This is a genomic window from Psychrobacillus faecigallinarum, from assembly GCF_014836595.1.
Taxonomy (GTDB): Bacteria; Bacillota; Bacilli; order Bacillales_A; family Planococcaceae; genus Psychrobacillus; species Psychrobacillus faecigallinarum.
Genome location: NZ_JACSQO010000009.1, coordinates 63599 through 86745, shown reverse-complemented (window position 1 = coordinate 86745; position 23147 = coordinate 63599). Strand labels below are relative to the sequence as shown.

The 23147-nt window shown below is 37.4% G+C and carries 20 protein-coding genes; 5 read left to right on the top strand and 15 right to left on the bottom strand.

Translation table 11 applies throughout. The features are described 5' to 3' along the window. The first annotated feature begins 21 nt into the window (after positions 1–21). Positions 22–1389: an amino acid permease gene (locus H9650_RS15825; protein WP_191697605.1), complete on the top strand. Its 1368-nt coding sequence runs from the start codon at positions 22–24 to the stop codon at positions 1387–1389. 325 nt (positions 1390–1714) lie between these two features. Here H9650_RS15825 and H9650_RS15820 read toward each other — a convergent pair whose 3' ends face one another. The 6 genes from H9650_RS15820 to H9650_RS15795 all read right to left on the bottom strand — a co-directional run bounded on the left by H9650_RS15820 (position 1715) and on the right by H9650_RS15795 (position 10081). Then, positions 1715–3691 (bottom strand): S9 family peptidase, encoded by a 1977-nt coding sequence (locus H9650_RS15820; RefSeq protein WP_191697604.1) that lies wholly within the window; start codon positions 3689–3691, stop codon positions 1715–1717. Positions 3692–3895: 204 nt separating this feature from the next. Further along, positions 3896–5449, bottom strand: coding sequence for a fatty acid--CoA ligase family protein (locus H9650_RS15815; protein WP_151113042.1), 1554 nt, complete (start codon positions 5447–5449; stop codon positions 3896–3898). A 176-nt stretch (positions 5450–5625) separates the two neighbouring features. After that, a complete protein-coding gene (locus H9650_RS15810) occupies positions 5626–7560 on the bottom strand; it encodes an FtsX-like permease family protein (RefSeq protein WP_144539118.1) in 1935 nt (644 codons plus the stop codon). Between the two features lie 38 nt (positions 7561–7598). Further along, complete coding sequence (locus H9650_RS15805; protein WP_144539120.1) at positions 7599–8369, bottom strand: ABC transporter ATP-binding protein; 771 nt, start codon at positions 8367–8369, stop codon at positions 7599–7601. Next, positions 8350–9375 carry a sensor histidine kinase gene (locus H9650_RS15800; RefSeq protein ID WP_144539122.1) on the bottom strand — a complete coding sequence of 342 codons (1026 nt, stop codon included), beginning with the start codon at positions 9373–9375 and terminating at the stop codon, positions 8350–8352. Before H9650_RS15800 ends, H9650_RS15805 begins: the two co-directional genes overlap by 20 nt. Position 9376: 1 nt before the next feature. Beyond that, positions 9377–10081, bottom strand: a complete 705-nt coding sequence (locus tag H9650_RS15795; RefSeq protein WP_144539124.1) for a response regulator transcription factor — start codon at positions 10079–10081, stop codon at positions 9377–9379. Between the two features lie 222 nt (positions 10082–10303). Here H9650_RS15795 and pnuC point away from each other — a divergent pair, with 222 nt between their 5' ends. Beyond that, on the top strand, positions 10304–11026 hold the full coding sequence (pnuC, locus tag H9650_RS15790; protein WP_191697603.1) for a nicotinamide riboside transporter PnuC: 723 nt from the start codon (positions 10304–10306) through the stop codon (positions 11024–11026). Beyond that, a complete protein-coding gene (nadR, locus tag H9650_RS15785) occupies positions 11004–12083 on the top strand; it encodes a multifunctional transcriptional regulator/nicotinamide-nucleotide adenylyltransferase/ribosylnicotinamide kinase NadR (protein WP_191697602.1) in 1080 nt (359 codons plus the stop codon). The genes pnuC and nadR overlap by 23 nt, the downstream gene beginning before the upstream one ends. A 71-nt stretch (positions 12084–12154) precedes the next feature. On the opposite strand, the gene H9650_RS15780 is transcribed toward nadR, so the two are convergent. Both H9650_RS15780 and H9650_RS15775 read right to left on the bottom strand, forming a co-directional pair. Further along, complete coding sequence (locus tag H9650_RS15780) at positions 12155–12406, bottom strand: DUF3006 family protein (protein ID WP_144539129.1); 252 nt, start codon at positions 12404–12406, stop codon at positions 12155–12157. 594 nt (positions 12407–13000) lie between these two features. After that, complete coding sequence (locus H9650_RS15775; RefSeq protein WP_144539131.1) at positions 13001–13993, bottom strand: lipoate--protein ligase; 993 nt, start codon at positions 13991–13993, stop codon at positions 13001–13003. A gap of 122 nt (positions 13994–14115) precedes the next feature. Between H9650_RS15775 and yhfH the strand changes: the two genes are divergently transcribed. Both yhfH and H9650_RS15765 read left to right on the top strand, forming a co-directional pair. Then, on the top strand, positions 14116–14241 hold the full coding sequence (yhfH, locus tag H9650_RS15770) for a protein YhfH (RefSeq protein WP_144539133.1): 126 nt from the start codon (positions 14116–14118) through the stop codon (positions 14239–14241). Between the two features lie 190 nt (positions 14242–14431). Then, positions 14432–15484, top strand: a complete 1053-nt coding sequence (locus H9650_RS15765) for an LLM class flavin-dependent oxidoreductase (RefSeq protein ID WP_154310057.1) — start codon at positions 14432–14434, stop codon at positions 15482–15484. Positions 15485–15849: 365 nt separating this feature from the next. Here H9650_RS15765 and H9650_RS15760 read toward each other — a convergent pair whose 3' ends face one another. From H9650_RS15760 to hemE, 7 genes are all read right to left on the bottom strand, one after another. Then, positions 15850–16404, bottom strand: a complete 555-nt coding sequence (locus H9650_RS15760; protein ID WP_225216121.1) for a GNAT family N-acetyltransferase — start codon at positions 16402–16404, stop codon at positions 15850–15852. Positions 16405–16509: 105 nt separating this feature from the next. Continuing rightward, positions 16510–17250: an alpha/beta hydrolase gene (locus H9650_RS15755; protein WP_225216120.1), complete on the bottom strand. Its 741-nt coding sequence runs from the start codon at positions 17248–17250 to the stop codon at positions 16510–16512. Between the two features lie 300 nt (positions 17251–17550). After that, a complete protein-coding gene (locus H9650_RS15750) occupies positions 17551–19740 on the bottom strand; it encodes a YhgE/Pip domain-containing protein (RefSeq protein WP_191697601.1) in 2190 nt (729 codons plus the stop codon). 67 nt (positions 19741–19807) lie between these two features. Beyond that, positions 19808–20377, bottom strand: coding sequence for a TetR/AcrR family transcriptional regulator (locus H9650_RS15745; RefSeq protein WP_191697600.1), 570 nt, complete (start codon positions 20375–20377; stop codon positions 19808–19810). Positions 20378–20469: 92 nt separating this feature from the next. Next, on the bottom strand, positions 20470–20949 hold the full coding sequence (locus H9650_RS15740) for a FixH family protein (RefSeq protein ID WP_191697599.1): 480 nt from the start codon (positions 20947–20949) through the stop codon (positions 20470–20472). 165 nt (positions 20950–21114) lie between these two features. After that, complete coding sequence (gene hemH, locus H9650_RS15735) at positions 21115–22047, bottom strand: ferrochelatase (RefSeq protein WP_191697660.1); 933 nt, start codon at positions 22045–22047, stop codon at positions 21115–21117. Between the two features lie 17 nt (positions 22048–22064). Further along, on the bottom strand, positions 22065–23117 hold the full coding sequence (hemE, locus tag H9650_RS15730; RefSeq protein WP_191697598.1) for a uroporphyrinogen decarboxylase: 1053 nt from the start codon (positions 23115–23117) through the stop codon (positions 22065–22067). Positions 23118–23147 lie beyond the last annotated feature (30 nt).

Genomic DNA, 23147 nt, shown 5'->3' with positions numbered 1-23147 from the left:
TGTAAAAGGAGTGCTACTCTCTTGGGTGGAAATCAGCAATTACAACGAGGCTTAGAACAACGGCATATCACCTTAATGTCATTAGGTGCTGCAATAGGTGTGGGGTTATTTTTAGGCTCCGCAACAGCCATTCAATTAGCTGGCCCAGCCATCCTAATCTCCTATATTATTGGCGGTCTAGCTATTTTCATCATCATGCGTGCCCTTGGGGAGATGGCAGTACATAACCCAGTATCGGGATCTTTTAGCAGATACGCAAAGGATTATTTGGGTCCACTAGCAGGATATATAACCGGATGGAATTATTGGTTTTTATGGGTAGTTACCTGTATGGCCGAAATTACAGCGGTTGGTGTATACATGAAAATGTGGTTTCCAGATACCCCATCATGGATTTGGGCATTAGCAGCTTTAGTTATCATGACATTAGTTAATTTGATAGCGGTTAAAGCATATGGAGAATTCGAGTTTTGGTTTGCGCTTATTAAAATCATAGCAATCCTTGCTATGATCTTCGTCGGACTTGGAGTTATTATTTTTGGAATCGGGAATGGCGGTGTAGCCGTAGGTATTAGCAATCTATGGACAAACGGTGGCTTTGCACCGAATGGGATTTCCGGCATTTTCATGTCCCTTCAGATGGTCATGTTCGCTTATTTAGGCGTAGAGATGATTGGGGTAACTGCAGGAGAAGCAAAAAATCCTAAAAAAGTTATTCCTAATGCTATCAATACAGTATTTTGGCGTATTTTATTGTTCTATGTTGGAGCATTGTTCGTCATTATGTCGATTTATCCTTGGAACGAAGTTGGAAATAATGGTAGTCCGTTTGTTTTAATGTTTGAACAAATCGGTATTGGACCTGCAGCGGGTATTATTAATTTTGTCGTATTGACTGCTGCTTTATCAAGCTGTAACAGTGGAATTTTTAGCACAGGAAGAATGCTCTTTAATCTGGCAGAGCAAAAGCAAGCTCCTGCATCCTTTAAAAGAATCAGTAGCACGGGCGTTCCTTCTAAAGCAATTATTTTTTCAGCTACGCTATTACTAGTAGGAGTTTTACTAAATTATTTAGTACCGGAAAAGGTATTTATTTGGGTAACGAGCATATCCACCTTTGGAGCTGTTTGGACGTGGGGAATTATTTTATTGTCCCAATTAAAATTCCGTAAATCCTTAACTAAGGGTGAAGTCTCAAAGCTTTCCTATAAGGCATTATTTTATCCATATGGTTCGTACATTGTGCTAGCCTTTTTAATATTAGTGCTTGGTCTTATGGCATATTTCCCTGACACTAGAGTTGCTGTAATAGTTGGACCGATTTGGATCATCGGCTTAGTTTTTAGTTATTACAAAAATGGTTTTCATAAAAAGTCAAATCAACGGTAAAAAAAGAGGCCGGGACAAAACCCACCTTATAAATTCAAGAGTCCCGGAAATTTACTATTAGTAAATTTCCGGGACTCTTTTCGCTGTTCTCCGCTACAGCAGACGCTTTCCTGTGGGCACATGTTGAGTCTCCCACGCGCTTGTCCCCTAGGAGTCGCACCTTCGCTCCGAACAACTAAAATTTCTTCGAAATCAAGTGAAAGAGGACATCTTTAGTTAAATTAATATTTACCAAAACGAAATTCATTCAGAATAAAGTATCAATCTACTCACAGCATTTTTACCTTGCTGAATCTACTTATGTCCCAGCCTCTTTTTCTTACTTCTAGATATATTTTTCAAACCAGCCAGTAATTTGTTCGAGTCTTGTTTGACGAAGGTTTGGTAGTCCAACACGCGACAAATTATGATCTGATTGAGGAAAACGGACAAAGCTTGTTTCTTTCCCCATTCCCTTTAAAGTGATATAGAGCTGTTGCCCCTGCTCGATTGGACAACGATAATCATTTTCGCTGTGTAAAATAAGCAAAGGAGTTTCGACATTCACAGCATACTTTAAAGGAGATGCATCCCATAGCTTATCAATATCTGTCATGTCCGCACCAATTTGCCAAGGTGTGAAGTAATATCCTATATCGGAAACTCCATAAAAACTAATCCAATTGGAGATAGAACGCTGGGTCACGGCTGCTTTAAAGCGATTCGTATGTCCGACAATCCAGTTAGTCATGAAACCACCATAGCTTCCTCCAGTCACCCCTAATCGTTCCTTATCAATCCAATCGTATTCAGACAATACATAGTCAACACCTGCCATAATGTCCTCATAGTCCCCTCCACCATAGTCACCTCTTACGGCATCTACAAATTCTTGACTATATGAATGGCTTCCTCTCGGATTTACATATAAAACACCATATCCCTTGGCCGCCAGTAGCTGCAGTTCGTGAAAAAATGTATTTGCGTACAACGTATGTGGACCACCATGAATCTCTACAACAAGCGGATATTTTTTCCCTTCTACATAGCCTGCTGGTTTAATAAGCCAGCCATGGACATCCCATTCTTTCGCTCCTTTATAAACAATCGCTTCCGGTTCGACAAGCTCTACTTCCTCTAAAAGCTTTTCATTGAATGAAGTAAGTGCTTTTCTTTCACCAGTCGTCAAATTAAGCCTAAATAATTCCCCGGGAAATACTGAATTGCTAATTGTACCAAGCGCAAAAGTGCCATCATTTGCAATATCGTAGCCGTATACATGCTCATTTTCAGGTGTTGCTGGATATAGTTCACCCTCTAAAGAAGCAAAATAGAGCCGCACATCTCCCATAGAAGAAAGCTGGAAATATAAATGGTTATCCTTTGTCCACACAACATTCGGTGCACTGGAACCTTGTTGTAAATCACCTCCAGCATAATCACCGACAGGCGCATCAATACCTTCTGTTAGTATTTCTTTTAAACCAGTTTGAGTATTATATACATACACTTCAGCATGGGTAGCATTTTGAAAAGTTCTATTCGCTCCAACAAAAGCAATATACTGATTGTCATAGGAAAAAGAAGCTCCGCCGAAATATCCATCCTCATCCACTAATAAGCTCTCTTCTTTTGTTTCCGTGTCAACCAAATAAATCGGTTGCTTAAATGAAAAGTCTTGATTTTCCTCTCTATTAACTCCAATGACTAATTTTTTGCCATCATAAGAGACTGCCTGAAGGCTATGTTGATGATTACCTTTTGTAAACTGTTCGATTTCTTCTGTTTCAAGATCGATTCTTCCAATTTGTCTATATACGTCCTGAGGTAATAATCCAACACCGTCTGCATGATATTTCATTTTATCTACTACGTATGCTTCTGGTTTCTTGTTTTCTTCTTTTTTAGGCTCATCATCCCAGTTCGCTCCCTCTTTTAAAGGTGCAACAAACCATATTTTCTTGCCACAAGGGGACCAATTAAAACTAGTAACTCCTTTTTCTAGATTAGTTAGCTTTTTTGATTCTCCACCTTTGGTTGATAATAAAAACAGTTGATTTTTATCTTCTCGGTTAGACAAAAAGGCTATGTATTTTCCATCGTTGGACCATCTAGGGGACGAAATATTTTCCTTTTGGTGTGTCCACTGGGTCTCCTCATCTGTTTCTAAATTAACATGATACAAATATGCATAATATTTGTTATCCTTCTCACTCATCTCCGTACGGATAAACACTGCTTCCTTGTTAGATGGAGAAATTACAGGATTAGTGATGGACTGTAGCTTGAATAAATCCTTTGCTTCTAGCTTTCTTTTATTCATTCATTATTCCTCTCTTTCATTTCTGTATTTCCATTTATTTCGACATTCGAAATCAATACCCTTTATTTCACCTTAAAAATGAATCATTTTTTAATTTCCTAACATTATATCAAAGAAAACTAAGAGTACATTCTACTATGTGTCTAGTACTCTAGCATTTCATTGAACAAAAAATGCCTCCTATTTAGGAGGCACTTTGGCAGCTTATTTAGTTTTAGATGTTGGCTTCAAAGTACGACGCAATATTTTACCTGTCGTATTTTTAGGAAGCTCCTCTAAAAATTCTATACTCTTTGGTATTTTGTATTTTGCTAGTTTTTCAGCACAATAATCATGAAGTTGCTCCTCAGTTAAAGATTCATCCTTTTTCACAACGAAAGCAAGAACCTCTTCACCAAAGTTAGGATCTGGAACTCCAATGACTGCTGCTTCCACAATACCCGGATGCGCAAACAACACTTCCTCAACCTCACGAGGGTAAACATTGTAGCCACCTACGATAATCATATCCTTTTTACGGTCTACGATATAGAAATACCCTTCCTCATCTTGACGAGCTAGGTCTCCAGTATATAACCAGCCGTTTCGGATTGCATTTTCCGTTTCCTCAGGCATCTTATAATAGCCCTTCATGACATTTGGTCCACGTACAATCAGTTCGCCAACCTCTCCCACCGGTACCTCTTCCCCTAATTCGTTAACCACTTTGTTTTCTACATTAACGATAGAAGTACCAATAGAGCCCGCCTTACGGTCACGATCGATTGGGTTAAAGCAAGTAACTGGAGATGCTTCGGATAAACCATACCCTTCCGAAATACGAACTTTAAATTTGTCCTCAAAATTGTGTAAAAGAGCAACCGGTAAAGAAGAACCTCCGGAAATGGCTAAACGGATTGTAGAGAAATCCTCCACTTTTCCTTCTGGGAATTGATATAGGAAGTTGAACATCGTTGGCACACCTGCAAACACAGTTGCCTTCTGCTCTTTAATGATTTGGAAAACTTCCTGTGGACTGAATCTAGGAACTAATAAAATAGTAGCTCCCATTAATAATGGCGCATTCACAACAACTGTCAGTGCAAAAACGTGAAACACTGGAAGAGTCGCAACTATGCGATCGTCCGTGCTAAAGTTTAAATACTCAGCCACGTCACGAGCATTCGAATAAATATTGTCAAATGTCAGCATGGCACCTTTTGGATGACCAGTTGTCCCAGAGGTATATAAAATAATAGCTGTATCATCCGAATCTACATCCACTAGAGGCACTGCTTCAGCCGGAGTAGATATCAAATATGTAAACGATTTCACCTTTGGCTTTAATAGAGAGGGAAGAGCCGCTAGCTTCTCAGCTGTAGTTGGATCAGTCTCACATATTATATAATTCTCCACGGATGAAAAAACACCAGCTGCCTTTTCTACTAACGGTATAAAAGCATCTAACGCAATAATAGCTTTAGCGTCACTGTTTTTTACGATGTAGCTAATCTCATCTGGTGTGTAAATTGGATTGATCGGTACTGCAGTTGCCCCTAAACGCATCGAAGCATAAAGAGATATTAAAAAATGGGGTGAATTTCCGAGCAAGAAGCCAATATTGTCTCCTTTTTCTACCCCTAATGATTTCAAAGCTGCCGCAAAACGTTCTACGGACTGATTGAACTCTGCGTATGTTGTATCTTTCCCCATGAAATGATATGCAATTTTGTCCGGATTTTTTAATGCCCTTTGTTGAACGTGTGTCACTAAACTCATTTTTACAACTCCCATCTATTTTGAATGAATGGTCATTCATAATCCCCAATATTAATTATATAAGAAAAGTTTTGACAATTCAATATAAAATGAAGGTTTGCACCATTTGAGCGATATCTAATATGCCAACTAATCAAATGAGGAGCAAGGAAATCCCCCTTACTCCCACTTCAATTTTATTCTAGAATATGCGCGATATATCTCCATCTGATCAAGTAAAAATAGGAGAGCTGTATAATCGTGAAGGCTATTAACACTAATAGCATTTCTTTAGCTATAGATACGGCAGCTAGCTCTACCCAGAATGCCTGTAAAAATAAAAAAGAGAAGGTGCTATGAATCATTGCCAATCCCCATGGTAAGAAGAATTGCGGAATAAGCTGTCTATTGACGATTTTAACCAATTCCTGATCTGTTACTCCCATTCTTCTCAGTACATCATATTGCTTTTTATCTCTTTCTAAGTCTGTATAGAGCTTAAAGTAGACAAAGCTACCTGCCGCAAGGATGAGCACTGCTGCTACTAACAGTCCCGTAAAAAGAAGCAAGGAGAAGGTTGCACGAATAATAGAATAGTTTAAACCTGGATTTACATAATAAAATGGATTAGGATTCGTTCCTGTTGCATTTACCGTCTCATTCATAATTCGATCAAGATCCGTACCTATATCCTTGGTCCGAAGCCATTCAGAAACGTGAAAAGCATAAAAAGTCATCGATGATTCCTTTATCCCATAGCCCGTAAGTGGTTCGGTTATAAGCATATAATCCTCATCGCTAACTATTATGGATCTATTCTTAATAGCCAATGATGGGAATATTAGCTTTGTATAAATGCCTTGAATGCGAATAGGAATATTACTTTCCTCAAGGACTGTCTGTTCATTTTCGACCTGCACGCTACCAAAATCCTCTTTCGTATTCGGCACTAGCAAGGCCTGCCCCGATTGTAAATCAATAAATGGAATCTCGAGAGCGAGTGCTAGACTATTCACTTCAGACTCTTTAATAATGTTTATAGGATCTCTAGTGCTAGAAGAAGTCTGTATTTTCAAATGAAACTTAACTAAATCATAGGAAAGTCCTTCTCGTTGCAGTTCCCCTGTAAGTTTCATCACATGCTGCTGTTCAAAGGGGTTGTCCCAATCGCTTGAATAGAAGATACTTACGGGATTCAGCTCTCTAAACTGTGTCGTGAAAGAAGTAAAAGAAGTTACTATTCCCACTGAAAGAAAGGCTATACAGGAAACGATTGTTACTACAAAGAACATTTTAGCGTTCTCTCGTATTTTAATGGATGCATCTGCAAAAGCGATTAATCGAAAGGGATGCCAGTATAGTTTTTTCTTTTTCCTAATAACCTGTAACAAATATAATATGCTGTCCGTGTAAAAGTAATAGGTCCCCCAAAATGCGAGAATCACTATAACAAAGCTAAGTGCAATATGCATTTGAAATGCGGAGTAAATCACTAGACCATACGCAGTTAAAATGAGCACAAAGCCTAAAACTGCTCGCCACTTCTTATAAGAGGTAGGTCCCTCATCATTACTATAGCCTCTGAGCAGCTGTATAATGTCTCTTTTTCGAATAAACACTACACTACTGATGGATATTACAACAAACAACGTGACAAAAACAATAATTGTCAGTGCAAATGGTTTCCACGACAAATATAAAGGCAGACTATCCAGCAAGAAAAGCTCACGGATAACCATAAAAAAGAATTTAGAAAAGGAGAATCCAAAAAATATTCCTACTGTGACTGATATTAGCCCTAACAGCATCGTTTCTATGAAAATCATACGATTCAGCTGTTGCTTTTGCATTCCTAGATTCAATAGGACGCCAAATTCATGTGACCTAGCCTGAATAAATGCGCTCATCGAATAAAACAAAAAGAACAAAGTAAAAATGATTAATATAATCTCGGCAATAAGCATCCCACCAAATGCTATATCACGTAAAAACTGGTCTTCTATCTTTGGATGAAACATTAGCATCGTATAGACGAAGAACACCATGACAGAGAAGCTACTAGCTAGAAAAAAAGCCGCGTATACTCTGCTGTTCCTTATGACATTATGATAAGCAAATTGTTGAAAAGTCATTTACATTTCCACCTATTTTTTATTTCCAAGAATTTAAATTAGATTCGTAATGAATTCAGGTCATTCACGTTTCCACCTAACAGAGAAAGAACATTCAATATTCTTTGGAAGAACGTTTGTCTACGATCATCCTTGTATATCTCATTGAAGTATTCTCCGTCCTTGATAAACAACACTCGATCACAGTAGCTTGCCGCTATTGGATCGTGTGTCACCATAATAATGGTCGTGTCACTCAGTTTATTAACCTGTGTCAATACTTCTAACACGTCTCGTGCAGCTTTCGAATCTAAGTTCCCTGTAGGCTCATCAGCAAGAATAATAGAAGGTCTATGTATCAAAGCTCTACCTATTGCAGTTCTTTGTGCTTGACCACCAGATATTTCGGCTGGTCTCTTCTCCAGAATATTCATCAGGTCTAGTGATTCCGCAATTTTTTCTACTTTCTCCTTCATTTTTTCCACTGGCTGCCCATCCAATGTTAAAGGCAAGACCATATTTTCCTCCACAGTGAGCGCTGGGAGCAGATTAAAGTTTTGAAATACAAAGCCAAGCTGTCTTCTTCTAAATAGAGATAAATCATCCTTGTTAAGCTCTAAAGGATTTAAACCATTAATAAGAAGGTCACCTGAAGTAGGGCGATCAATGGTGGATATTATATTGAGTAGTGTGGTTTTTCCGCTTCCTGAAGGTCCCATTACCGCAAGAAATTCTCCCTTTTCCACTTCAAAGCTCAGCTGATTGATGGCGAGGTGAGCCACTTTCCCTTCATAAACCTTTGTTATATCATCAAGTACTAATATCGACATCCATTTCAGTCCTTTCTATTGATTCTAGCTTTTCAAACAGGATAGAAACAGTCGTCCCTTCACCTACGTTAGAGTTAATTTTCATTTTATGGCCTAAACGATTACAAATTTCTTGCGCAAGATATAATCCCATACCGGTAGATTCTCCACTTTTTCGTCCATTTTCTCCAGTAAAAAAAGCCTTGGTTACTCGTTTAATGTCTGAAGCCGGTATGCCAATTCCTTCATCCCTTACACACAGTATTACTTTGTCGTCTTCAATAGTTGTTTCAAAAAATATTTTTTTATTTTCATTCATCGTATATTTAACGGCATTTGTCAAAAATTGAGCCACTACGAAACGAATCCATTTGGCATCTGTCGCTATTACACAGTTCTCGTCCATTTCAATGACAGGATAAACACGATGACTAATAAATAATCGTTTATTTTTAGAAACCTCTTCTGTCACAACTTCCTTCAAATTAACCTGTTCGATATGCATATCCTCTTCAAATGTGTCTAGTCTGGCATTCATGAGAACCGCTTCTAATCCACGCTTCAACCGGTCGGTCTCTTCTAGAACACTTTTTGAATCTACCTGCTCTCCATTTTGGCTCATCATTTCTAATACTGAAATTGGGGTTTTCATTTGATGCACCCAACTGTTCATAAATTGCAGATGTCTATTTTGAGTAGCGTAAAGGAGCTGGACCTCTTTTTGGTACAAGCGATAAATATGCTGTAAATAGATTTCAACCTGCTTTACCTCAGGTGAATGAGCTTCTTTTTGTAGGACAACCTCAATTTTGTTGGGAACAGAGAGAATCTTTTTATAAAAAGACATCCTTTTTACAAAAAGGGTCCCTAAAAAGGTTAGTGTAAGGATTGTACTAATAACAATGGAATAAACTGCAGTATCTATGTTGCGAAAGCCGTCCAACCAGTAGAGGAGCATAATAAATAGCACAAGAAAAAACTGAAATATAATAAAGATGGAATGCTCTCTTATAAATAAACGAAACATCTTATGATTCCTCCGAACTTAGGTTTAAGCGATAACCTGCTCCTCGTACAGTTTCAATCGTAGAAATAACATGATAATCCGCTAGCTTTTTTCGAACACGTGTCATATTCACATTCAGCGTATTTTCATCCACAAATGATTGATCGTCCCATAGTTCCTCCAGAAGCTGTTCCCGTGTTACGACCTTTGGATGATTTCTGATAAGTAAATCTAATATCGTACATTCCTTCTTTTGTAAAGGAATTTCTTCGTTTCCAATATGTAGCTCCATGCGCTCCAAAAACAACTGTAGCTTACCTGTCTTAACTACTCTTTCCTCTTGTTTTGTTGCATATTCACCATAGGTTCTTCTTAAGTGACTTTTTATCTTTGCTAGGACGATTTCGTAATGAAAAGGTTTGGTGATAAAATCATCACCGCCATTTTCAAGAGCGAATATTTGATCCATCTCGCCAGATCTCGCAGAAACAAAAATAATTGGGCAAGTAGTCAGCTGTCTTAATTGACGACACCAGTAATAGCCGTCATAGGATGGCAAGTTTATATCCAGCAATACGATGTGAGGGTTAAAGGCAGTAAACTCCTCCAAAATTTGATCAAAGTCTTCTATTGTATGCACTTCATAGTGGTATTTTCTTAAAGTATCAGCTAGTAGAGCTGCAATTTTTTTGTCATCTTCAACTACTAGCACGCGGTGTGTTTCCACAGGAATCCTCCTCCTATATCTTTCTGTCTTTATCATATCAAAAATACCTTTATTATTCTTTATACACTCTAATATTTCATACAATAATAATATTCTTCTTTTACAAGCTATAAATGTCTTTAGTATTGCTCCCAAATATTTTCATTTTAGTATGCATATTGAATTTATTTCCAAAATAAATTATTGTTTTATTGTTCTATAAATTTAAAAAGGAAGAGCGTGATGGGAATGTTCAAGGACTGGACTTTGTTTGAAAAAGTTTGGTTGGGTGTATTTACTTTAGTAAATATTTATCTTTTTTTCGCTTTCAAAGACTCGTTATTAGGATTTATAAGCTCTATTACAGGTATGCTTTGCGTTGTATTAGTCGCAAAAGGGAAAATCAGTAATTATTATTTTGGTATTGTTCAAACTTCGAGCTATGCTTATATTGCTTATACGTACGGATTGTATGGGGAGTCTATGCTAAATACGCTGTTCTATTTTCCAATACAGTTTATCGGAATCTATTTGTGGAAGAAGAATTTAACAAAGGTTCAGACGATTGGGGAGGATGTATCTGTTAAAAGGCTCGACCAAAAAGGTTGGATATATGTAATTGGGACTGCCGTAGTAGGTTCCATCGCATATGCGTACCTACTAAATGCTATTGGCGGACAACAGGTACGTTTGGATTCAGCAGCAGTCGTGTTATCTGTTATCGCTCAGATTTTGATGCTTAAACGCTTTGCTGAGCAATGGGTTTTATGGATTATGGTAAATGGATTGACCATTGTGTTATGGGTTATTGTGTTATTACAAACTGGTGGTAATGACTGGGCTATGCTTGTTATGTGGTCAGCATTTTTAGTTAACTCCATTTATGGGTATGTAAACTGGCTGAAAATGCACAAGCAACAGCATAATATACAAGGAGAAGCTTATGAATTACGGCATTCAAATTAGTGAGTATGATCCAAATTTAACGTTTGGCTATTACGGAGGCAAGTTCCTCCCTTTTCACATGGGCCATCTAAGCTGCATTATTAAGGCAGCATCTATGGTAGATGTGCTGTTCGTGGTAGTTGGTTATGATGAAGGGTATGAGCAAAAGCTTTGCCAACATAGTAAATTTAAATGGGTATCTTCCCGACTAAGAGAGCGCTGGGTAACAAAAGCTACTAAGAATTTGCCCAATGTTCGAGTGTTATCTCACTATGAACGACGCTCACCTGATCATATGACAGACCCTTTAGTTAAGCAAGCCAATGATAGTTTGCTTCAAAAGCTTGGAGGAAGGCTAGATTATGTGTTTAGCAGCGAACAAGAATATGACACATACTTTAACAAGTACTTTCCAGCTAGCCAGCATATTATTTTCGACCGCAATAATAGTCCGTTTCCTATTTCAGCAACAGAAATAAGAGCAAGTGGTGTCTATTCATATTGGGATATGCTCCCTTCTGCTGTGAGAGAATCGTATGTGAAAAGGATTTGTTTATGTGGAATAGAATCTACCGGAAAATCCACTATGACCAAGCTGCTCGCTGCTCATTATCTTACGAACTTTATAGAAGAATATGGTAGAACTTTCTACGATGACATTAACGGTTGCTTCGATATTGATATGCCAGAGGATTTTCATCAAATTGCATTTGGACATAGCCATGCTATACAACAAGCCATACCAACCTCCAATAAAGTACTATTCATCGATACCGAGGAAACTTATACACAATTTTTTCGGATGAAAGGACTTGGTGAAAAAAGCACAGTATTAGAGGAAATGATTAAAAATAAGGTCAATCAAATTGACACTTATATATACTTAGAGCCTCATAATGATTATGAAATGGATGGAACGAGATTGCCTGTGGAAGAAGAAATGAGATTAAGAGATAATGATTATTTAAAAGCTTTGTTTCGTGATTATGGTATAACCCTGCATATAGTGGATGAACAAAATCGTACAGAACGCCTGCAGAAATGTATAGAAATCGTAAATAATTCTTTGAAGTTATGACCATAGAGCTCTAAAGTCTTCTTACAATAAGTAAAATCCAAAATCCCATTCCAAATTGGAATGGGATTTGTTTAATTACTTTTATTTTTTAGTTTCTCTAATAAAGCACTTACTTTTTTATGCTTTTCTAATGTTTCTTCCTTGAAAACTTCCAAGTGATATTTGATGCCATCAAAGGTGATACAGACAATATCTCCTTCTTCTACGGTGACATCAAAAGTAGTAGTTGGCAGAACCAGTTGATTCATTTCCTCTGGTGATTCCCAAAAAACGTACATACCTTCTTCAATTCGATCAAGTGTATATTTTTTATTTGAGCTCACTTACCTTCACTCCCTGAGTATCTGCAACTCCTGTTAAGAGAAATGAAATATTTTTATATGTTAATTTCATTACGATAGATGCATCGTTATTCGGGGAGAAATGTTGCTGAGAATTAGTCAGGTGTTGCGGGTACGAAAAGTGTTGCGAGAAATCTAGGAACTGTTGCAGAGATGATTCGAAGTGTTGCGGGAAATCTCGGAACTGTTGCAGAGATAGCTCAAAGTGTTGCGCTAAAGAGGAGAAGTGTTGCGAGAAATCTCAGAACTGTTGCAGAGAGGGTGCAAAGTGTTGCGCTAAAGGGGTGAAGTGTTGCAGTGATGGTTCGAAGTGTTGCGGGTAAGAAAAGTGTTGCGGGAAACCTCGGAACTGTTGCAGAGATAGCTCAAAATGTGCGTTTACGAAAAGTGTTGCGGGAAATCTCAGAACTGTTGCGGAGAGGGTGCAAAGTGTTGCGCTAAAGGGGTGAAGTGTTGCGGGAAATCTCGGAACTGTTGCAGAGATGATTCAAAGTGTACCAAAAAAAGCAGTCTATTTCATGTCAGATATAGACTGCTTTCCCCTTAAAACTAATCGATATTTTTCAAGCTACATAATCAATATATAAGATGAACTAACTCTTCCTTGGTAATCCCACCAAAATATTTAGGTACGTCTACAGACTCTAATGCTTGTTCAATTGCTTCTTTGCTGTAATTTTTTCCTACTAGTAAAACCTCTACCTCTTCTACTTCTCCTACTCCAAAGAAGTCGCCGAAGAATTTAACCTCTTCTATAACTCCCTTGTTCACTTCTAAACGAACGTCTACGCTGCCTGTAGGGAATCGGTGGGAATGCTGGATATTAAACTTCGGTGATTTACCATAGTTCCATTCCCATTTTTGATATCTTTCCTCAGATAGCTTATGGATATTAGCCCAGTCCTCTTCGGTTAATTCCCAGTATTGAACTTTGTCCTCTCCACCAAAAATAGAAGAAAGTATTGCTAAACGGAACTCCTCTACTGTCATCGGTTCATCTAATAAATCAACAATATTTGTAACGCGGCTGCGAATTGATTTAATCCCTTTAGATTCAATTTTTTCTTTTTTTACTTTTAGTGCTGATACAACAGCATCAATCTCTGTATCAAACATTAATGTTCCATGGCTGAACATTCTACCACGGGTGGAGAATTGAGCATTACCGGAGATTTTTTTCCCCTCAGCTAAGATGTCATTTCTACCTGAAAGTTCTGCGTCTACACCCATCTTTTTTAGAGCATCTACAACGGGTTGTGTGAACTTTTTAAAGTTACGGAAGCTGTCTCCATCATCCTTTGTTAAGAAGCTAAAATTCAAATTTCCAAGATCGTGGTAAACTGCTCCTCCTCCAGAAAGTCGACGTACTGGAATTATACCGTTTTGTTCAACAAAATCTGTATTAATTTCTTCGATTGTATTTTGGTTTCTACCAATGATGATCGATGGCTGATTTATGTAAAAAAGAAGAAATGAATCCTTCTCTACATCCATTGTATTTAAGGCATACTCTTCAATCGCCAGGTTGATGCGTGGATCTGTAATTCCTTTATTATCAATAAAATACATCATTATCACTCCTTTATTCCTATTTTAACAAAATTCAAGGGAATTTGTTGACAAAACATTCTGTGTTATATTACAATGAATTCAATTCAAACAGTTATATAACAGATGGAGGTGGAATTTATATGTTAGAAAACGTATTAGAATTTTTCCGTAACCTGCCCAAAAAGAAATGCGCTACATGCGGCGAGCCAATTGAAGAGCAACATGAATGCTATGGGAACCACTGTGATAAATGCAACAACTTATAATTTTATTTATTTACCAGCTAGAAACTCCCCTTTCTAGCTGGTTTTTTTGCGTTCTTTGATCTCTGAAACTAATTAATCATTTTAACGCTTTAGTGAAATGAATTATTGTTTATAACCAAGCAATATGCTAGGATTAATGATATTAACAATTTTCTGAATTAACAATATTTAAAGAAGGGTTGGATATTAAATGAGATATGGCTTTTGGTTACCTGTATTCGGTGGATGGTTACGTAATGTACAAGATGAAGAAATGCCGGCAACATTTGAATATGTCAAAGACTTAGCACAACAAGCGGAATTTTTAGGCTATGACTTAACACTAATAGCTGAGTTAAATCTAAATGATATTAAAGGGATTGAATCCCCTTCCTTAGATGCGTGGTCAACTGCAGCAGCTATTGCAGCGGTAACTAAACGTCTAGAAATTTTGACTGCCATCCGACCTGGCTTTCATAATCCTGCTTTAACAGCCAAAGCTGCCACTAATATTGATCAGATAAGCGGTGGACGTTTTTCACTTAATGTTGTATCTGCATGGTGGGAGGGTGAAGCTAAGCAATATGGAGGAATTTTCACGGCACATGATGAACGCTATGCCCGAACTGAGGAATTTATAGCTGTTTTAAAAGGATTATGGAAGGAAAACCCTTTTACCTATAGAGGCCATTTTTATCAGTACGAAAATACTTATTTATCACCCAAGCCAACGAAACAGCATATTCCCTTATATGCCGGAGGAGAAAGCGAAACTGGAAAGCAAACAATTGCTAAAACGTGTGATTCCTATGTAATGCATGGGGGCACAGTAGAGGAAGTCGCTGAAAAGATTGAGGACATGAAAAAAAGACGCCAACAGCTTGGTGATAAACCTTTAGAATCATTTGGTATGTCTGCTTATGTTATTTGTCGAGATACTGAGGAGGAAGTACAACAGGAGCTTGCTCGTATCACAGAAGTAAAAGAAGGGTCTGCGGGTTATGAGGGTTACAAGGATTTTGTTAGCAAGTCTCATCTTAACGTTGAAGTACAGCTCAAGGATTACTCTGTATCTAACCGAGGATTGCGACCAGACCTAATAGGAACTCCTGAACAACTTGCTAAGAAAATTATTGCCTTTGAGGAAATAGGCGTAAACTTATTAATTCTCCAATTTTCTCCTCAACATAGGGAAATGAAGCGTTTCGCAGAACAGGTAATGCCTCTAGTAGAGAAATTTAAGAGGGAAAAGCAAGAAGTTTGACTAACTCATACGTGAGTGTAACTCATGTGGGTTAAGAGAGACAAATGAGCACTCACAAACAAGACTCCAAGCTAGGATAATGGATTAGCTAATTGCTCTCCCTCTGAACACATTCGCCTAGAGCGAAAATCATTTTACTATTTCTCCTTTCTTGTTGAAAATTTAGTATTCTAAATACCAAAATTCTAAAAGTACTAATAATAATGAGCTTGGAAAGATCTTTCCAAGCTCATTATATTTTGCAATCGTTTTTTTACTGATTAGTACAATAACAACCTAGCACAGGCGACGCAAAATCCTTGGAATCTCTTTTGATATGTAATAAAAATAATCCTTTATACGTTTAATTTAAGTAGAACCGAGATTTAATAGAGATATCCTAGAAAATCTAAGTCTCCTTCTGTCCATTCGTTTGTACTAATATTCTTTACCATCAAGTCACTTCTTTCTTCATAGCCTATACCCAAAATAGTTTGATTTCTGTCATCGATTTTTAACCACTTACATTTGTTCTTAACAGATTTGTATCCATTATTTAAATACAATGTCTTGTTGTCGGCAAATAAAAGTAAAAAATCAATATCTTTCTTTACACAGTATTTATCAATTTCTAAAAGTAAAAGCGAAGCAATTCCTTTGGAGCGGTATTCTCGTGAAACACATAAGTCAATTATACCTAGCACTTTTATAAGTTTTCCATTAAGATTCATCACTCGGTAATCTAACCCTACCTGTGCCAGAAGGTGTTTCTCCTCATTAAAAACTAAAAATCTAAAATGAGGCACTTGTTTAAAATAAATTCTATTATTTGGATAAATATCTTTAAAGCACTCCGTCAATAACTCTTGAATATTTTCAGTCAGTTCATTGTCAATATCGCACTCTATAATCTTTTTTATCTTCATATTATCTGGATGCATATAAAATATCCCTTCTAAGCTATTCTTCTTTTAATAAACAATACATAAAGCACTCCACCCGCCATCTAGAAGGAAAGCTACTGTTAAGTTGAAGGCTCATTAAAACTACCATGTTAAATCATTTAAGAATGTAAGAATATCTTTGTTAACTTCGTTAATATCATCGCCTAATGTCATTAAATGTTTAGAGTTCGGATATCCCTTCATTATTTTTTGGTTCGTCGCTACGCTTTGAAAAATTACCTCTGCACTCTCTTTATACAATAGTTCATCCAATTCACCATATAAAATACTGATTGGTGACGTTATAAGTGATAATTTATCCATCGTTATATCAATTAGCTGCTGGAACTCAACTAATGAATCGATAGACATATTTTGAAGGTGTTTTATTTCTAAGTTTATTTGGGCTTCTTTCTTCCCTTCTAGTTGTTTGTATCTCTTTGCATAATGAAAGACACGCTTTTGTAGAAAATTAGCTTCCCTATGTATTGGAACTGACATTGTCACAACACCATTTACCTCCAACTCTTGACTAACTTTTAATGCAAACACACCTCCAAGAGAGAGACCAATCACAGCAATCTTTTCAAAACCTTCATCCTTTAATACCTGGTAGCCGTTTAGCACATCTTGCCACCAATCTGATGGTCTATATGTCAGAAGTTCTTCTGCTGTTAAACCATGCCCACTGTACAATAGTCCATAGCAAGAATAATTGTTCTTTTGCAAATACCTTCCTAACTTTTTCATATCATTCGTATTGCTTGTAAAAGAATGCAATAGTAAAACTGCCTTGTCCCCACTTTTATAGAAAAAAGGCTTAGGAGGTATTATTTTCATCATAATTTTGAGCTCCTCACTAACTTATTTTTATTTTTATTAAATATTCTATTAGAGCGGAAACTAATATAGTGTAGGTGTCACCGTTCCATTTTACGATAAAAACCTTTTCCATTTAACATAGCATATATTTGTTAATTTCATATACTATTAATACATGTACATTTGTCACTCTGTTGAGTGGAACGACAGGCCAGGACTTATGCGGTTATTTTGTTCGTGTCTTTTCACATAAATAGAAATTATGAAATTGATTCAATTAATTAGAAAAGCCCATCTCAATTATAGAGATGGACTTTCACATTATGCTTCTTTTGTTTGTTTAGAATAGCGTTTTGCAAACAATAACATAAAGTAACCAAATGTTATCGCCAAGCAGACTACCATAAATCCAAGCAAGAAGCTGTTATTTTGCCAGAAATGACTTAAATCACCTGTAGAAATTGATGCTTTAAAGCTTTGAACAGAATAGGTCATTGGCAGCAATTTATTAAAGAATTGTAACGGTGCTGGTATTAGTTCTAATGGGAATGTACCTGCACTTGTAGTAAGCTGCAAAATCAAGATTACGATTGCAACAAATCGACCTGGATCGCCTAGTATAGAAACTAACAACTGTATTAGCGCTAAGTATGTGAAGCTTGTAATAACTGCAGAAAGGATGAATAATCCAACACTTTGAGTTTCTAGTTTTAAAACAAATAGTGCTACTGCTACTACAAACAACGATTGAATAATCCCTACTGCACCAAGAACTGTTACTTTACTTGTAAACCATCTAGCCCCACTTGTAGGAGCAATAACAGGCTGAACAAATGGGAATACGATAGAAATTAACAAAGCACCTACAAATAAACCAAGTGATAAGAAATAAGGTGTGAACCCTGTTCCATAGTTAGGCACCTCATTGACTCCTATAACATCAACATCTACCGGAGATGCTACCATTTCATAAGTAGATTCAGATGCATTTACTTCTCCTGCTTGTTCACTCGCTTCTTTTAAACTAGATTGTAAAGTGTCAGTTCCATCAGCTAATAACTGTGTACCTTCTACTAGTTTAGTAGATCCATCCGCTAATTCTCCCGACTTCTCAGCAAGTGTACCTGTTCCCTCTTTCAATTGAGAAGAACCTGATGCTAATTCGTTCAAGCCGTCCACTAGACTTGATGAGCCGGAATATGCTTGATTGATACCTGCGTTAAATTCGTTCATTTTTTCTTCTAAAGTCTTAGTACCGCCAGCAAGACTTGCTGAACCTTCTAATAAAGCTGTGGAAGATGAGGCTAATTGTGAAACCCCTTGTTGAGCTTGAGAGTAACCTCCACTCAATTGTTCTGCTCCACTAACTATTTGAGCTGTTCCACTAGTTAGATTTTTTGTTCCACCAGCCAATTGCTCTAAGCCAGAGGAAACAGAAGTACTACCAGCTTCTAGTTTTGCCAAGGTTTCTGTAATTGCAGCAGACTGTTCTGCTGGTAAAGCAGCTGTTATTTGGCCTAATTGTTGAGACAATGCTTGAATGCCAGCTGTTACATTAGCAGAACCTTGAGCTAGTTGATTTGTACTGTCGTTCAATTTAGAACTACTAGCTTGTAGCTTAGTTAAAGAATCAAGCAGACCTTTTTCTTTCTCACTTAGTAATTGATAACTTTCATTTAATTTATCTACACCTGCAGTATAGTCTTGGATCCCACTATTTAATGCAGTAGCCCCTGATGCTGTTTGACTAACACCATTCGTTAACTGGGAAGATCCATCAGCAAGCGTTGCTAAACCTTTGTTTAAATCTACAGAACCGTTAGCAGCCGACTGGATACCCTCTACAACCGTACTAGTGCCGTCTCTTAACTCAATCGTGCTACTAGCTAATTGTTCAAGATATCCTTTTAAATTGGAGGCACCATTATTAACTTCTACTACCCCGTCCTTTAGTTGACCAGCACCATCAGATGCCTCCGCAAATCCATCCCCTAGCTTAGTAATGGAATCAAATAATTGCTCTGCATAGGTTGCCGATACTTGTTCATTTACTTCAGCTCGGATTCGATCCATAGCTGTTTCTCCTATTTGAGAGGATAAGAAATTATATCCTTCGTTTGCTTTATAAGTGATCACCATTTTCTCTGGCTTCTCATCTAACAAAGTTGTTGCATGTGCAGAAAAGTTATCTGGAATCTCGATTAATAAATAATAATCTTGGTTTAATAGGCCTTCATCAGCCTCTTTTTCAGACACAGATACAAATTTAAATTGACCACTTTCTCGGAGCTTATCTGTTAGTTCCTTACCAAGGGAAAGCTCAGTACCGTTGTATTCCGCTCCCTCATCTGAGTTAACGACCGCTACAGGCAGGTCACTTAGATTAGCATACGGATCCCAGAATGCCCACAAGAACATTCCAGCGTACATCACTGGAATAAATAAAACAGCAATTACTGAAATCAATAACTTTTTGTTTTTAAAAATACTTTTCCATTCCGATTTTATCATTTAAATACCTCCTAATACTGTATGACCGATATGTCCATTCGGTCATTTTATGCTAAAAAAATGAGTCTCAAATTGCGAGACTGCGAAAAATTGTGTCTTGAAAGAAGTTAGCTATCTCTTCTTCGGTTAAAGAATCATCATGGGTTAAATTCCAGTCATTCACAAATCCAACGTATGCCTTTAATAATAAATATGCTACAAGTTCTTCGTTTACTTGTCGGATTTCACCTTTTTGTACATACTTATTAATCTTTTCGCCTATGAACGAAACAATAGCTTGTTCGACTTGTCCAATTACTTGTTTTACTGCTGGGGTTTTCCATTGTGTTTCTTCATCAATTATTTTAGCGTACAATTGATGAGTTTCTCGGAACTCAAGCATCTTCATTAGAGCAGCATGAGCATTTTGTTGGAAAGGTGCTTCTTCAATAATTACATTAAGAGCCTCCTGCTTCATCTCTTCGATCATTCGGAGAACAATTTCTTGAAATAAGACTTCCTTATTTTCAAAAAAATTATAAATAGTACCTTTTCCTACATTTGCAATCTTTGCAATCTGCTCCATTGTAGTAGCTTTATATCCGAAAAGAGAAAAGGACTTATTGGCAGCTAGTAAAATTTCCTGTTTACGGTCCATTTGGTTACCCCCTCACTAAAAAATGACTAGAAAACCATTTCGGTCAACTAGTCATTATAATACTCTCTATTTTTTATTTATGCAAGTGTTATTTAATGATTTCCATCACTATGCTCCATATGATCCATCGAGTTATCGCTATCATCTGGTAACACTTTACTCATATCTGGATTTCCAACGGTAAGCTCTTGTTTTGGCATTACGTGAAGGCCTCTTGCTGTTGTATGAGCAAACATATAATAAACTCCGTCATGATCAAAGGTAAAATTCGCTTCATAAACACCATCTTCTGTAAGTGTTCCCTCTACCATATGTCCTTCTTTACGCAACCCTGATTCCCAAACTTCAAACTCCACAGAGTCTGCATCATTCACGGCTTCCTTACTTTGTGTCACTTTTGCAGAAAGAACTACCTCTTCACCTACCTGTAACTTCTCAGGTGTTTGAATTTCTACAATAACCTCATCCAATGTTCCTTGATGGCTCGTACTTGTATGAGTTTCTTCCTTCTCTCCACATCCGACTAGCGTGAAAGCTACTAGTAGCGCAAGCACCATAATTGTCTTTTTCATTCGTATAATCCTCCTAGATTGGCAATATAATTATTTACAGCAGCTGTTCTTTTTACCCCAGTGATCGTATACCGTTATATGTAGTGTTTCTTCCACTTCGCTTATTAAAAATGCTCTAAAAGCTATCAACTTTTAGAGCATTTTATTTACTTATCGTTTTTTCGACTAAGCTTTTAAATGCTTAAGTACTACATCTGCCATCGCATCAATAAATTGAGGTTGGTCGTTTGGCATAGCTGGGCGCACATAATTAGCACCAATTTCATCACAAACTACTTTACATTCGTAATCATTGTCGTAAAGAACTTCTAAGTGTTCTGCAACAAATCCTACTGGAGTATAAACAAATGTTGTATAACCCTTTTCCTTGTATAAATCATGAGTTAAGTCTTGCACATCTGGCCCAATCCATGGCTCTGGTGTTTGACCTGCACTTTGCCAGCCCACTGCATAATTTTTCACGCCAGCAGCCTCTGCGATTAGTTCTGCAGTTTCTTTTAGTTGATCTTCGTATGGATCTCCCATTGTCTTAATTTTTTCAGGAAGAGAGTGAGCAGATACGATTAAACAAGCTTTTTCACGTTGCTCTTCTGACATTTTTGCAAATGCCTCGCTTACTTTATCGCTCCAATACTGGATAAATTTAGGCTCTGTATACCAGCTTTCTACTGAAGTAATTTTTAGGTTGCCAAGTTTTTCTGCTTCTTCTTTAATACGTCCATTATATGATTTAATAGAGAACGTAGAGAAATGGGGAGCCAATACGATGGAAACTGCTTCTGTAATTCCATCTTTATGCATTTCTGCAACTGCGTCTTCTAAGAATGGCTCAATATGCTTTAAACCTATATATAGTTTAAATTCGATTTCATCTTGTACTTCATTTAAACGATTGCAAAGACCTTTTGCTTGGTTTTCCGTGATTTTTGCAAGTGGAGAAATACCTCCAATTGCTTTATAGCGACCTGTTAAATCCTCTAGTTGTTCTTCACTTGGTTTGCGACCATGACGAATATGCGTATAGTAACGTTCAATATCCGCTTCCTCGTATGGTGTTCCATATGCCATTACTAATAGTCCCATTGTTTTCTTCATAATTCTCACCTCTAAATTTTTTAATTAGATTTCGCTGAAATAAGTTCTCTACTATAATCATGGATAAGAGCAGTTAAGCGCTTTAAGACATCAGGATCTACTTCAGGAAATACTCCGTGTCCAAGGTTAAATATATGACTTGGATGAGCCACACCTTGTTCAATAATCAGTTTTGCACGTTTTTCAATTTCCGCCCATTCACCAATTAGATAAGAAGGATCTAAATTACCCATTAATGGTTTAGTTAGTCCTTTTGCACGGGCTTCTTCGATGGATAAACGCCAGTCGATTCCCACTACGTCTACAGGTAGGTCATGCCATTCCATTGCTAAGTGGCTTGCTCCTACACCAAATGTGATTAAAGGAACGCCTGTTTCACGCAGTTCTGAAAAGATACGTGTCATAATCGGTTTGATGAAAATACGATAATCCGATACGTTTAATGCACCAACCCACGAATCAAAAATTTGAATAGCCTTAGCTCCCGCTTTAACCTGTGCTTTTATGTACACAACAATCATATCGGCAAGCTTGTCCATTAAAGCAAACCATGCTTGTGGCTCAGACACCATAAATGCTTTCGTTTTGTTGTAGCTTTTGGAAGGTCCTCCCTCAATCATGTAGCTCGCTAATGTGAATGGAGCACCTGCAAAACCAATTAGAGGAACGCTTAATTGTTCAGTAGTCAATAACTTAATAGTATCTAGTACAAATGGTACGTGATCTTCTGGAGAGAACTCGCCTAGATTCGCCACGTCTTGCACTGTGCGTATTGGATTTGAAATGACCGGCCCAACACCTGATTTTATTTTTACATCTACTCCAATTCCTACAAGCGGAGTTACAATATCTTTATAAAGTATTGCTGCATCCACGTTATAGTTTTCTACTGGTAGGCGTGTTACATACGCGCAAAGCTCAGGCTCGTGAGTAATTTGCTCTAAAGAGTATTTCTCTTTAATTTTTCTGTACTCTGGTTGGGACCTGCCTGCTTGTCTCATATACCATACAGGAGTATGTTCCACTTTTTCCCCGCGCGCTGCACGTAAAAGTGTGTCATTAAAAGTCGTCATTTCATTTCCTGCCTTTCTTGATAACATGTT

What these genes read in the sequence shown, in the direction of transcription:
- H9650_RS15765 (WP_154310057.1), top strand. Translation starts at nt 14,432, where the DNA reads ATGAGATATGGCTTTTGGTTACCTGTATTCGGTGGATGGTTACGTAAT.
- H9650_RS15820 (WP_191697604.1), bottom strand. Translation starts at nt 3,691, where the DNA reads ATGAATAAAAGAAAGCTAGAAGCAAAGGATTTATTCAAGCTACAGTCC.
- H9650_RS15800 (WP_144539122.1), bottom strand. Translation starts at nt 9,375, where the DNA reads ATGTTTCGTTTATTTATAAGAGAGCATTCCATCTTTATTATATTTCAG.
- H9650_RS15750 (WP_191697601.1), bottom strand. Translation starts at nt 19,740, where the DNA reads ATGATAAAATCGGAATGGAAAAGTATTTTTAAAAACAAAAAGTTATTG.
- H9650_RS15815 (WP_151113042.1), bottom strand. Translation starts at nt 5,449, where the DNA reads ATGAGTTTAGTGACACACGTTCAACAAAGGGCATTAAAAAATCCGGAC.
- H9650_RS15760 (WP_225216121.1), bottom strand. Translation starts at nt 16,404, where the DNA reads ATGCATCCAGATAATATGAAGATAAAAAAGATTATAGAGTGCGATATT.
- H9650_RS15745 (WP_191697600.1), bottom strand. Translation starts at nt 20,377, where the DNA reads ATGGACCGTAAACAGGAAATTTTACTAGCTGCCAATAAGTCCTTTTCT.
- H9650_RS15755 (WP_225216120.1), bottom strand. Translation starts at nt 17,250, where the DNA reads ATGATGAAAATAATACCTCCTAAGCCTTTTTTCTATAAAAGTGGGGAC.
- H9650_RS15810 (WP_144539118.1), bottom strand. Translation starts at nt 7,560, where the DNA reads ATGACTTTTCAACAATTTGCTTATCATAATGTCATAAGGAACAGCAGA.
- H9650_RS15775 (WP_144539131.1), bottom strand. Translation starts at nt 13,993, where the DNA reads ATGTATTTTATTGATAATAAAGGAATTACAGATCCACGCATCAACCTG.
- H9650_RS15805 (WP_144539120.1), bottom strand. Translation starts at nt 8,369, where the DNA reads ATGTCGATATTAGTACTTGATGATATAACAAAGGTTTATGAAGGGAAA.
- H9650_RS15740 (WP_191697599.1), bottom strand. Translation starts at nt 20,949, where the DNA reads ATGAAAAAGACAATTATGGTGCTTGCGCTACTAGTAGCTTTCACGCTA.
- pnuC (WP_191697603.1), top strand. Translation starts at nt 10,304, where the DNA reads ATGGGAATGTTCAAGGACTGGACTTTGTTTGAAAAAGTTTGGTTGGGT.
- hemE (WP_191697598.1), bottom strand. Translation starts at nt 23,117, where the DNA reads ATGACGACTTTTAATGACACACTTTTACGTGCAGCGCGCGGGGAAAAA.
- yhfH (WP_144539133.1), top strand. Translation starts at nt 14,116, where the DNA reads ATGTTAGAAAACGTATTAGAATTTTTCCGTAACCTGCCCAAAAAGAAA.
- nadR (WP_191697602.1), top strand. Translation starts at nt 11,004, where the DNA reads ATGAATTACGGCATTCAAATTAGTGAGTATGATCCAAATTTAACGTTT.